We start from the raw sequence: 13,030 nt of genomic DNA, 5'->3' as shown, positions 1-13,030 counted from the left end.
TTACTTGTTTAATTTAAATTCTTCGGGGAACTCGAACGAGTGTTGCAGTTCCTGAACAAAATCGCGGAAAATCTTCAGGCCGGTTTCCTGGCTCAGTTTCACCCATCGTTCAATCATTTCGAGTTGCAGCAGATAGGCAAAGACTTTCTCTACCGTGAAATACTTGAAGAATGCATTTTCTTCGAGCCACTTCCAACGGAGTGCATCAATGCGACGTTCACGTTCATAAAGATTGGCCTCTTCAGAAATATGCAGCACGTCATCCAGGTAAGGGAAGATGGCTGCCAGACCAAAATCTTTCGAGTTGCTTTCGCGAATGGTATTGGCGATTTCGCTGTTTCCAACGATAGCCGGCCCCAGATCCAGGTCATAGTTCCGGCAGTTGATAGCGGTCAGGATATTCTGCACATTCAGATTGAAGGCAAACCAGCTGCTAAAGAATTCATTCCGGCATTTCAGGGCATCGTCGTAATAGAGCGTTGCCAGCTGATCTTCCCACGCCATATCGGGGAACAGCGGTTTTTCTTCGAGCCAGGCAGGAATAAACTCTTTAAAGTACACCGGAATTCGCTCATCTTTCGGATTTTCTTCCTCCTTCACCATCCGAAGGATTTCAGTGAAGTCATCCTGAGTTAGATTTCCCCGGTCGTCAAGTTTAGCCTCGGCATCTTTCAGGTATGCTATCAGGTTCAGGTTGTCGAATTTCCGGTAGAAGAGTTTGATCAACTCAAAATCGCCTTCCGACAAGTTGGCACGCAACTCCTCCTTGAACTCCTTCAAATCGAAGTTCTGTTTGTTGTCATCTATGCGAATTTCGGGAAGCCCGGCAACCAGACAGTAATATTTTTTCATTCGAAATGGTTTTCCAAAACAAACAGCCTGCCGGATTCAGTAAAAATGATTTTTATTCCTTGATTTGCTGAGCAAAAGTATGGAACAGGAATCCTGGCCCGGTTGGTTGTCTCATTCGTAAAAGGTTCTCATCCAAAAGCACTGGGTACTAACCCTGTGTTCTTATTACTTTTCGAAAAGAAGTTCAACGATTTTCGGACGCAAGAACTCTTTGAAGAAGTTGATGAAATCCTCATCAGTAAAGCTAACCTTGTAGCTTCCGTCGGCCGGAGCCACCTGGAAACCAGCTTTCAGGTCATTTACTGTTTCGATAGAAAAACCTTTATCGAGCACGCCTTTTGCAGTACCGGCAAAGTAATCGCTGATGGCTTTTTCGTCCTCTTTGGGGATGAGAACCTGCATGTCGATGGTTTCATCGTTATGTACAGCCCAGTTTTTCACAGCAGTTTCGATGGCTTTCTGGATAAACTTGGTATCCCCCATCGCTGCTTTTACTTCGGAAGTAGTAATGGTACCGTTAATGATACCGACGAGTTCTTGCTTCAGGGCATCAACTGCCTGGCGGGAAGCCAGCTTGAGTTCGGATTTGGTGTTTTGATCGAATTCGGCTGATTTTTTCTCGGCATCAGAAACGATATTCTCAGCTTTCTTCTTTGCTTCAGCCAAAATTTTCTCTGCCTCCGCACGGGCATCGGACACAATTTTTTCGGCCTCCTCGTTTCCTTTCGAGATTCCTTCCTGATAAATCTTATCAGTCAGCTCTTGAAGTCTGTTGTCCATATCTATTAGTTATTTGTTGTATGCATTGATTTTGGTTGTCTACACGCCAAAAATTTGAATTCGAAAGATACAATTCCCCTGACAAAAAAAAGAAGAGAAAATACAGGTTGTAATGTCATCAACGAACCGAACAACATCCCTTAAAATCTATATGCTCCGAGCCTTCTTCGGTCAAATACCATCGCCACGGTAACCCCGGCCCGATCGCTCACCGACAAAGAAATGATAAAACACGGTAACTTAATTTCTTCCGGCGCCCGAATTTAACAATTTTTTAACAACCCGGAAACATATTTCACCCTAAAAGACTCCCCTTCTTTAACGGCTAAATCTTTCAAATTATGTTATATAATCAAACCTCTGTTAAAATTTTAAAGTTTCACTTTTAAACCTTCTTCAGGAATTGTAACTTCAACCATTCTGCCGGCAAAATTATTTTTTCGGCACGTTGTTTGCTGGCTGCTTGACGCAGGCTGGCGTCAGATAAACATTCGGAAAGACTATTGGTTTTGGGAAATTTTAACTTTTCAGGCCCAAAATTCTTAACCCATTGATTATCTAATATAATTTCGATTATTTTTTTTCAAATGACAGAAATAAAAATGGTGATAACCGACCTGGACGGCACGCTGTTGCAGGCAGATCATTCCATCAGTAAAGCAGACTACGCAACACTGGTAGAGTTGGGAAAATTGGGAATATGCCGGGTAGCAGCCACCGGAAGAAATCTGATGAAGGTAAAACAGGTACTTACGCCCGATATGCCGTTTGATTTTGTCATCTTCAGCTCTGGTGCAGGTTTGATTAACTGGAAACAACAAAAGTTGCTGATGGCCATGAGTATTCCGGCCGATGAAGCAGGAGAAATTATTCAGTTTCTGATGGCCGAAAAACTCAACTTCAAAGTTTCGCGCGAAATTCCGGACAATCACCATTTTGCCTGGTGGAGAAGTAACCCCTGTGAAGAATTTGAACGTTACCTCAATTACCACAAGGTGTTGGGAGACGCGGTTCAATTAAAAGAAAACGATGCTTTTCCCATTTCCCAGGTTTTAATATTTCTTCCGCGCGACGCAGAACATTTTGACGTCATCAAGCAAAAAGTACTGAAGCAATTTCCGCACGTTAGTGTTATACGGGCCACTTCGCCGCTACATCCCGATTTCACCTGGATGGAAATCTTCCCGGAAGGAGTTACCAAAGCACACGGTGTGGAAGCGGTCTGCCAGTTAACAGGTATTCCCAAAGAAAATACGCTGGGTATCGGAAACGATTTTAACGATATGGAATTGCTCGATTACACCCGGCTTTCGTATGTTGTCGACAATGCACCAGACGAATTGAAGTTTCGTTACCGGAACAGCCGGGCTCACCATGAAGACGGATTTTCGTATGCTGTTCGACAACATTTGTAACGAATTAGCCAAACACTATACCAATTGTGAAACACCCACAAAAATCATATTAATTATTTATTCCAAGACAAATTGCTTATGAAAAAGTTAATCCTTGGTCTGTTGACCATTTTTTTGGCGATGGGTTCTTATGCCCAGGTGCCGGATTTAAAAGCTAAAATTCCTTTTGATCCGAAGACGGACAAAGGTGTATTGAAAAACGGACTAACCTATTATGTTCGGGCCAACCACACCCCGAAAAACCGTGCAGAATTGATGCTGGTTGTATCAGCCGGCTCCATTCTCGAAGATGACGACCAACAGGGACTCGCCCACTTTTGCGAGCACATGAGCTTCAACGGGACCAAAAATTTCCCCAAAAATGAGCTCGTGAATTATTTCGAATCCATCGGTATGGAATTCGGACCGGAAATCAATGCTTACACCGGCTTCGACCAGACTGTGTACATGTTGAAAGTACCACTCGACAGCGCTAAATATATGAACAAAGGCCTGCAGGTTCTTTACGACTGGGCTTCCCAGGTGACCGATTCGAACGACGAAATTAACAAAGAACGTGGTGTCATTCACGAAGAGTGGCGCGGCGGACAAGGTGCACAGCAGCGCATGATGAAACAGTGGCTGCCGGTGTTCTTCAAAGATTCACATTATGCCGACCGTTTACCTATCGGGAAAATGTCGGTCGTCGACAGTTGTCCTCCGTCAGCTGTTCGTCGTTTCCGCAACGACTGGTATCGTCCCGATCTGCAAGCTGTCATTGTTGTGGGCGATTTCGACCAGAAAAAAATGGTTCAGGAGGTAAAAGAGAAATTCTCTCAAATTCCGATTCACAAAAACGAACGCAAAAAGCCTTCATACGATGTTCCTTTCCAAAAAGGTACCCTCATCAAAGTCGTCACCGACCCCGAAGCAACCTATTCTTCAGCTAATTTGTACATCAAGCATCCCATGGAGCTCGACACAACCGTTGGTGGCTACCGCGAAATGATGATGCACAGCCTGTACAACAGCATGATCAATGCTCGTTTGTCGGAAATTGCGCAAAAAGAAAATCCTCCGTTTGTATTTGCACGCTCCAGCTATGGCGGCTTGGTCGGCCCGGTGGATGTTTATTCCTCCATGGTCGTTACCCATCCGGGAAAAATTCCGGAAGGATTGAAAGCCGTGCTTATCGAGAACCAGCGAGTGAAAGATTATGGCTTTACCGAAAGTGAATTGAAGCGTGCAAAAGCGTCGATGATGAGCTCGATGGAAACCGCTTACAACGATCGTGACAAACGCCAATCTATCAGTATTGCCAACGAATACAGCCGCAACTTTCTGGAGCGGAAAGAGCCCGTTCCGGGACTTGACAAGGAGTATCAGTATTATAAGGAATTGATGCCAACCATTACCCTGGCTGACGTGGACGCCCTTGCGAAAAAATGGTTGACACCGGATAACCGCGTGGTAATTATCACCGCTCCGGACGTGAAAGGCGTTCCGGTTCCGACCAACGACGATGTCAAAAAGCTTCTGGCGGAAGTAGACACGGCTAAAATCAAGCCATATAAAGATCAGGTTTCCGATGCACCGCTGATGCCTGAACAACCAACTCCTGGTAAGATTGTCAGCGAGAAGAAAATTCCGGAAGTAAATGCAGAAGAGTGGACACTTTCCAATGGTGCCAAAGTCATTCTGAAGAAAACGGATTTCAAAGATGACGAAATTCTTTTCTCAGCTTACGGACCGGGTGGATATTCGGTTTACTCGCCATCGGACGACGTTTCCACTGATTTTGCAGCTACCATCATGCAGATGAGCGGACTTTCTGACTTTACGGCTCCCGAGCTGGACAAAAAACTGGCCGGCAAAGTAGCAAATGTCGATCCGTTTATCCGCCAGATTACTCAAGGGTTCCAGGGGTCTTCTTCGAAAAAGGATGTTGAAACGCTGATGAAACTGGTGAACCTCTATTTCACTCATCCGCGCGTTGACCAATCGGCCTTCAACTCTTTCATGACCCGGATGGAGAGTCAGCTCGACAACCGGAAAGCTTCTCCGGAAGCGGCCTTCTCCGATACCTTCCGCGTGGTTGCCAGCAATTACAGTCCGTGGGTTCGTCCTTTGACAAAACAAACCCTGAAAGAGGCGAATTTCGATCGCATCAAGGCTATCGATAAAGACCGGTTTTCCAATGCAGGCGATTTCAAATTCATCTTTGTTGGTAACATCGACTTCGACAAAATGAAACCGCTGGTAGAAACTTACCTGGCTTCGTTGCCTACAACCGGTAAAACCGATCACTGGAAGGATTTGGGTATCCGTCCACCAAAAGGTGCTGTCGAAAAGAAAGTATATAAAGGAACCGAACCGAAAAGTATTCAGTACATCCAATTCCATGGTAAGCTGAACTACGATACGAAAGACATCGTTGAACTCGACGCATTGGCTAAAATTCTCACCACCCGTTTGCTGGAAAGCATTCGCGAGGACAAATCCAGTGTATATTACATCGGAGCACAACCTTCGTTCAATAAACTTCCGGAACCGGAATATACCATGACGATTTATTATGGTACCGCTCCGGAGAAAATTGACACACTGAAAACAGCTGTTTTCGATGAAATCAAGGATCTGCTCAAAAATGGTCCGTCTCAGGAAGAAGTACACAAAGCAATGGAAAAGATGTTGCGTGAGCGTGAAACCAATCTCCGTGAAAACAGCTACTGGCTGAGCGCACTGAAATCGTACTACCTGAATCATGACGGTGATTTCTCAACCTTCAACCAGTTCAATACCGAGGTAAATGCCCTGAATCCAAAAGAATTGCAGAAGGCAGCCAAATGGGTTTGGGATTTCAACAACTACATAAGTGTTGCGTTGCTTCCTGAAAAAGGAACAAAAGACAAATAACCGGCATTCCCGATAGGATAAAAAAAGAAGGTGTCCCCGAGGTAGCTCTGCAGTTTCCAAACGCTGGAGTTAACCGACAGGGACACCTTTTTTGCATCCGAAAATTCGTTTTAGGACGAAATGCTTTCAGTCTCTGCCACATCCCACCGATACCCGCGTGTAGCAGTAAGTACCCCGCACGAAGCAACACACGACTGACTGGTAGCAAGCCGTGCCGTATGTGTAGCAACACAAGACTGACAGGTAGCAGGCCACGCCGTATGTGTAGCAACGCACCACTGACCTGTAGCAGCCCATGCCGCACGTGTAGCAATTGACCTCTCCTAAATATTTTGACCTCCCCTAAAATAGCTTGACAGATTTATACTTAATTGGTGAGTCCGGTTGCTTGTTATTTCGTAACAACTGGATTCCAAATATACTTCTTTTTATCTTCCTGCCCGGTCCGTCGTTTGTAAGAGTAAAACCTGAAAACAGAGTTCAGATTGTTTCTAAACCCTGAAGTAGCCGGAAACTCTCTCTGTTATTCCTGTTCTCTCATCACAGGTTTTCTCTTACACCGGGTTCGTTCGACAGATTTTTATGTATCACCTGATTCACGCTTCAACGGATAGGACCGCTTTTTCCAGTGTTTCTTTAATGTTCCGGTTTGCTTATGTGCATCAGTGGGGAACATCATGTCCACACTACGATGCGGCCGTTTATGATTGTATTTGTATACAGCGAGTTTTACCGCTTCCAGGGCTGCGTGATAATCGGCAAAAGTGTCCTGTAAGCTGTACTCTCCCTTCAGAATACCATTAACACGTTCGGCTACCGCATTTTCATAAGGGTCTCCGTTTTCAGTCATAGATATGTTGATTTTAGCTCCTTTCAGGTAGTTCACGTAATCATTGCAGCAATACTGAATCCCCCTGTCGGAGTGATGAATCAGGTTCGGCTTTACACCTTCGCCGGCAACGGCCATTCTTAGGGCATTTAAGGCCCCTTCACTGGTCAGGTCGGGCCAGAGGCTCCATCCGACAATTTTCTTCGAATAGGCATCGGTTACCAGGGACAGGTAGACAAAGCCTTTTTCGGTTCGCAGGTAAGTAATATCACTGACCCAGAGTCTGCCTGAACTGACCAGTTCGATATCCCGGATTAGATTGGGATATTTACGGTAAAAATGGTTCGAATTAGTGGTTTTCGGGCCCCGCTTACGGCGCCGCACCAACAAACCGTGCTCCCCGAGCAGGTTGAAAAACTTGTCTCTTCCGTATTTGATGTTGTGTTCCTGTAGTGTGGAAGTCAGTAATAAAAGGAGTTTCTCTGCTCCCATGCGGGGATGTTCGCGGCGAAGTATTTTTACCTGCTTCAAAATGAACACCTCCTGCATTTGTTTTACTGAGTGACGCTTTTTGCTATCGTACCAGGCCTGGCGGCTAAACCCAAACAGTTCACACAGTACCGATTTGGATACCAACGGGTACATGTGTGCCAGTACATCTACTGTTTGGGGCCAGACTTTTTTCGAATCTCTAATTTGTAGTCCTGCTCAGCAATGTCAATCATCGTATTCAGGCCCACATTTTTCATCTTCGCCAGTTCAAGCTGTTTTTCCAGCTCTTTGATACGCTTCTCCAGCGCTTTTACATCTGTTCTTTCTTTTCCACTCATCGCCTGTAAAGATAAGTGAATATCATCGGAATAACGTTCCTGCCAGTTCCTGATAATGCGCCGGTACTGGGAACCTAAATCAAACCGGTCGCGTGCCTGCTGAAAACTCATCTTTTCTGCATCTATCTGGCCGACCAACCAGCGCCTGAAACTAACTTCGTAAGCATTGTAATTAATCGGTTTTTCCTGAAATCCTTCCATGTGATCGCTTAACATGGCCTCTTTTCCTTTCTTCATTTTCCTGACTTTTTACGTCAAGCTATTTCAGGACAAGACATTTTCCTACCGGGATGTTCGTTATTCTGAGAGTCTTTCTTCGGCAACCTGCAACTGCTCCAGTTTGCCCAAATCCATCCACAAATCTGAAGTATCTTCGAATCCATAAATGGCATTCTGCGCAGCTAACCGCAAATACATGTGAATAATTGGAAATTTGCCCGTTTCAGTAATTAAGGGAAAAACGGAAGGCTCGATGATATGAATGCCGCTAAAAGCGAACTTTTCGACTTTCGGTGTTTGCCGGGCCATTTTCACTTCACCGGTTTTGATATTGGTCCAACCGGACAATTGCATATCCTCATCGAACAACAAATAACGAGAAGTGTCCCGCCTGCGAACAACTAATGTAGCCAGCGCCTTACGTTCCTTGTGCCATTGCAGTAACTTTTTCAAATCGAGGGAGCACAATACATCTACATTGTACACCAGGAAAGGTTCCGAATCTTCCAGCAACGGCCGGGCCTTCAGTATGCCTCCGCCTGTATCGAGCAATTCATCGCGCTCATCGGAAATTCGGATATCCAGTCCAAAGTTGTTATTCCTTTCCAGGAAGTCAATAATCTGGTCGCCGAAATGATGAATGTTCACCACAATCTCTTCAAAGCCGGCACTACTCACCTTTTCGATGGCTCGTTGAAGCAAAGTTTTTCCGGCAACTTCCACCAAGGCTTTGGGCTTGTTATCGGTGAGCGGACGAAGGCGGGTTCCCAGACCCGCTGCAAAAATCAGGGCTTTCATAGGTTTCGGCAATATTTAAAAATTGACTTTTTGTTTCTTCACGAAAATAAAAAAACATCGGCGGTTCACAGAGTAAACCGCCGACATCATGTATTCTGTTGAATAAATTAACTTTTTACTTTCCGAGGCTTGCAGACCTTTTTTTCCTTCAAGGTCACTTTGCCGCATTTCTTGCACTCGTACTTAGGATTCTCAGGAGGTTTGTACTCCTTCTTCGACTTACACAAAGTTTTTGACATAACTACTTTTTGCTACTAATCACAGAGCTTCCTGCTCTCTGTGGAAAGTAACAACACGAACCGGATATTTGTTTTTCAGGTGTTCTGTAAGCCGTTCCGCCGCGTACACCGAGCGATGCTGCCCTCCGGTACACCCAAAACTCACCATCAGATGGTTAAACTTGCGTTCGATATATTTCTCCACGCTTTGATCGACCAAATTGAAAACAGGCCGGAGAAAATCTTCCATTTCCGATTCTTCTTCAAAGAAAGAAATGACTTCCGGGTCTTTTCCCGTCAGGGTTTTGTATTGATCGTACCTACCGGGATTGTGCACAGCGCGACAGTCAAAAATATAGCCGCCTCCGTTCCCGGAAGGATCTTGTGGTACTCCTTTCTTATATGAAAAGCTGGTAATCCGAACCGTCATTTCATCCTGCTTCGACGCAATCTTCTTCAGTGTTTCTGATTCCGGCAACGAACGGAGAACCTTTTCCAGTTCCGGCAACTCAATTGGGAACGAAAATTTATCGAGCACAATCACCAGGTTCTCCAACGCATACGGGATACTCTTCAGGAAGTGCTCTTTCTTTTCATAAAATCCACGGAATCCATACGCCCCCATCGACTGCATCATACGAATCAAAACGTAGCCGTAGAAATATTCACGGAAATCTTTCCGGTTAACCGGATGATATTTTTCTAATTCATCGAGATATGCTTCCAGTAACTCATCTCGAACCGGTTGCGGAATGTCGGCTTTCGAATCATACAGCAATGATGCCAAATCGTATTGCAACGCTCCTTTTCGTCCTCCCTGGTAATCGATGAACCAGGGTTCGCCGTCCATCAACATCACGTTGCGACTTTGGAAATCGCGATAGAGGAAAAAGTCTCTTTCAACCTCCAGCAAATAATCGGTGAAACGCTGAAAATCGTCCTCCAGCGATTGTTCGTCGAACGAAATCTTGGCCAACTTCAGAAAATAATACTTGAAGTAGTTCAGGTCCCACATCATCGATTGCCGATCGAATGCATCGCGCGGATAACAATAGCTATAATCGATATTCTTCCCGGCCTCAATCTGTACTTTTGGCAACTGCGACACCACCTTGCGGTACACATCGACTATCTTCTCCGAAAAACCATCTTTTTCACGAACATCACTCAGAAACTGGAACAAGGTGGTATTCCCCAAATCCTGCTGCAGATAAATATGCTTTTCGGTTTCCTCGCTGTATATCTCCGGCGCATTGATACCACTTGTCCGCAACGCTTTCGAAAATTCGATAAACGCCCGGTTTTCTTTATCGTCTTCATTCCAGGCACCAATCACGTTACGTTTGTCCGAAACCAACCGGCAATATTCCCGATAGGAACCGGAAGGTGGCAATACCTCGATATCCGTTACTTTCTCGCCAAACGTTTTCTCAAATAATCCGATGATATGTTGTTGTGTCGTCTTTTTCAATGCATCAATGGTTTTAGCAGTTCAAATGTAAGGATTCGCCCGGAAATTCTAAAGCTATCTGTCCGGCGTAAAGAAAAGCATTTTTCGTTGAACAGGAATCATAACGCCAGCGCAAATTCCATTCCCCGTGTCGTTTCCGATAGCTTTAACTAAAGTATCAAATCAAAATCACTGAGGCCGTTTCAAACTTTTTCAGTAAATTATTTGTACTAATAAACGTAGCCTAATCTAACAGACATATGAAAAAATACCCAAACATATTTCCCGCCATCAGTACCGTATTTCTCATCATCGCTGCCATATTCATTTTAAGTCGCTGCGAGGAAAACCCAACCACTTCCCGAACAGTCGTCTCTCCCGACGAAACACTGAACGTGACCTTCTATCTCGACCACGAAGGAAAACCCTTCTATTCGGCCAAACTGGGCGAAAAACCACTATTCTATAAATCGCAACTGGGCTTCGAATTAAAAGGCGCTCCCAATCTACTCGATGATTTCGTTGCCACCCGGTTCGACCGCGATCAGGTCGACCAAACCTGGACACAGCCCTGGGGTGAGCAAAAGGAGATTCGGAACAACTACCGTGAGTTAAAGATTGAACTGAAAGAACAGCATGGTTTGCACCGGAAAATGAACATTATATTCAGAGTGTACAACGAAGGCTTTGCTTTCCGTTACGAGTTCCCGGGGCAAGAAAACCTGAAAGATTTCGAAATATCCAACGAAGTGACAGGGTTCGCCTTCAGCGGCGACCACACTGCCTGGTCGATTCCGGCATATGGCGACAACCGTTACGAGTATCTTTACACCAGCCATCCTCTTTCAGAATTAACAGATACTGTTTGTACACCGCTTACGCTGGAAACCAAAAGCGGAAACTATATCAGTATACATGAAGCTGCACTGGTCGATTATGCTTCCATGTCATTATATCATTCGGGAAATAATAAACTGCGTTGCGATCTGGTGCCGTGGTCCGATGGTGTGAAAGTAAAAACATCAGCTCCCCGGGTTACTCCCTGGCGGACCGTTCTGGTTTCCTCAACCGCCGCCGGATTGATGAATTCACGAATGCTCCTCAACCTGAATGAGCCGAATCAACTGGGAGATGTTTCCTGGATAAAACCAACAAAATTTGTAGGAATCTGGTGGTCGTTGCACCTCGGAAAAGAAACCTGGCAGTACTCTCCCACACATGGAGCTAACACGCAAAATGTGATGAAGTACATCGACTTTGCCGCGAAGGCCGGCATTGGGGCAGTGCTCGTCGAAGGTTGGAACCAAGGCTGGGAAGACTGGAAATTCAGTTTCACCAAGCCTTATCCCGATTTCGACATCAAAAAAATAACCGACTACGCGCGCAAAAAGGGTGTACAACTAATCGGTCACAACGAAACAGGTGCCGATGTAGCCAATTACGAACAGCAACTCGATTCTGCTTTCAACTTCTATCAGAAATACGGTGTCCATTATGTGAAAACCGGTTATGTTGGTTCGCGCGTAAATGGAAAAGAGTGGCATCACGGGCAGTTCATGGTCAATCATTATTTACATATGGTTCAGGAAGCAGCCAAACGGCACATCATGCTCGATGTTCATGAGCCCATCATCCCTACTGGTTTGCGGCGAACCTATCCCAATCTTATGTCGGGAGAAGGGGCCCGCGGACAGGAATATAATGCCTGGAGCGAAGATGGAGGGAATCCGCCGGAACACACCACCATTCTGCCTTTTACCCGCTTGCTGGCTGGCCCGATGGACTTTACACCTGGTATTTTTGAACTTACGCTGAAAGACAAGCCGCACAACCAGGTCAATACCACACTGGCCAAGCAATTGGCACTTTATGTTGTACTCTACAGTCCACTGCAAATGGTTCCCGATTTACCCGAAAATTACCAGGGGCACCCGGCCTTTCAGTTCATTCACGATGTTCCCGTCGATTGGGAATATTCCAAAGCTATTAATGGTGAAATTGGCGATTATGTTACGGTTATCCGGAAAGACCGGAACAGCCGCGATTGGTACCTGGGAGCTATTACGGATGAAGACCCGCGAAAGATTGAAGTCCCGCTGAGTTTCCTGGCAAAGGGAAGAAAATACACGGCCGAGATGTACCTCGACGGCCCACAGGCCAACTACAGCAACAACCCGGTATCCATTGAGATTACTAAAAAGGAAGTCAACCGTCGTACCACATTACGCCTGAACTTAGCCCCCGGCGGAGGTGCTGCCATCCGTTTTACTCCCGCCCGGTAACCTTGATTTACAACCGGATTTCAAAAACAAAAAGAGAGGATGTCCTTTTCAGGACATCCTCTCCGTGTTAAAGGCATTTATCAAGCAACTTTAATCATCAACCAAATCAACACCTGATAGAATTTTGATAAATGCTTTTTAACGAAAATTGTTTCCGGGATATCATGACCATTTTCCCGCAACATTTTCACTTTAGTAAACAACAGGCAAGCACCATGGTTTAGGTCGCACCTCGCTTTTAAGAATAATTCTTAATAATAAACATTACTTGATTAACTTCTTAGCAAGATACCCCAGAAAGAATTATATAAAGTAACGTTTGGGGCTATTTTAAGGCACTCCAGTTTTCGTTTTCTCTCATTTGTAAAGCTCAATTCATAGTCCTGCAGTGCAAAAACATCATTTTCGCGAACGAATGAAATAATCACAGGTTTCCGGCGCCGCTGATATCATTCCAAAGAA

General features: G+C 45.2%; 9 protein-coding genes. 3 read left to right on the top strand and 6 right to left on the bottom strand.

The annotated features are described in order from the left end of the window. Both GJU87_RS03005 and GJU87_RS03000 read right to left on the bottom strand, forming a co-directional pair. A complete protein-coding gene (locus GJU87_RS03005) occupies positions 1-852 on the bottom strand; it encodes a DUF2764 family protein (RefSeq protein WP_106543268.1) in 852 nt (283 codons plus the stop codon). 165 nt (positions 853-1,017) lie between these two features. Next, positions 1,018-1,632, bottom strand: a complete 615-nt coding sequence (locus GJU87_RS03000; protein WP_106543269.1) for a V-type ATP synthase subunit E family protein — start codon at positions 1,630-1,632, stop codon at positions 1,018-1,020. A 587-nt stretch (positions 1,633-2,219) separates the two neighbouring features. On the opposite strand from GJU87_RS03000, the gene GJU87_RS02995 reads away from it, so the two are divergent. Together GJU87_RS02995 and GJU87_RS02990 are read left to right on the top strand one after the other, a co-directional pair. Beyond that, positions 2,220-3,047 carry an HAD hydrolase family protein gene (locus GJU87_RS02995; protein WP_153638143.1) on the top strand — a complete coding sequence of 276 codons (828 nt, stop codon included), beginning with the start codon at positions 2,220-2,222 and terminating at the stop codon, positions 3,045-3,047. A 78-nt stretch (positions 3,048-3,125) separates the two neighbouring features. Then, complete coding sequence (locus tag GJU87_RS02990; protein WP_153638142.1) at positions 3,126-5,942, top strand: pitrilysin family protein; 2,817 nt, start codon at positions 3,126-3,128, stop codon at positions 5,940-5,942. 580 nt (positions 5,943-6,522) lie between these two features. Here the strand turns inward: GJU87_RS02990 and GJU87_RS02985 are convergent. The 4 genes from GJU87_RS02985 to GJU87_RS02970 all read right to left on the bottom strand — a co-directional run bounded on the left by GJU87_RS02985 (position 6,523) and on the right by GJU87_RS02970 (position 10,307). Further along, a complete protein-coding gene (locus GJU87_RS02985) occupies positions 6,523-7,416 on the bottom strand; it encodes an IS3 family transposase (protein ID WP_153638141.1) in 894 nt (297 codons plus the stop codon). 14 nt (positions 7,417-7,430) lie between these two features. Further along, positions 7,431-7,838: a hypothetical protein gene (locus tag GJU87_RS02980; protein WP_153637049.1), complete on the bottom strand. Its 408-nt coding sequence runs from the start codon at positions 7,836-7,838 to the stop codon at positions 7,431-7,433. Positions 7,839-7,898: 60 nt separating this feature from the next. Beyond that, positions 7,899-8,618, bottom strand: a complete 720-nt coding sequence (locus GJU87_RS02975) for a nucleotidyltransferase family protein (protein ID WP_106543272.1) — start codon at positions 8,616-8,618, stop codon at positions 7,899-7,901. Positions 8,619-8,876: 258 nt separating this feature from the next. Then, positions 8,877-10,307: a phosphotransferase gene (locus tag GJU87_RS02970; protein WP_106543273.1), complete on the bottom strand. Its 1,431-nt coding sequence runs from the start codon at positions 10,305-10,307 to the stop codon at positions 8,877-8,879. 239 nt (positions 10,308-10,546) lie between these two features. On the opposite strand from GJU87_RS02970, the gene GJU87_RS02965 reads away from it, so the two are divergent. Beyond that, positions 10,547-12,568 carry a glycoside hydrolase family 97 protein gene (locus tag GJU87_RS02965; RefSeq protein WP_153638140.1) on the top strand — a complete coding sequence of 674 codons (2,022 nt, stop codon included), beginning with the start codon at positions 10,547-10,549 and terminating at the stop codon, positions 12,566-12,568. Positions 12,569-13,030: the final 462 nt, after the last annotated feature.

It is taken from the genome of Prolixibacter sp. NT017 (genome assembly GCF_009617875.1).
Classification (GTDB): Bacteria; Bacteroidota; Bacteroidia; order Bacteroidales; family Prolixibacteraceae; genus Prolixibacter.
Note: the sequence above shows the minus strand (reverse complement) of the source record. Positions and strands in the feature narration are given on the sequence as shown.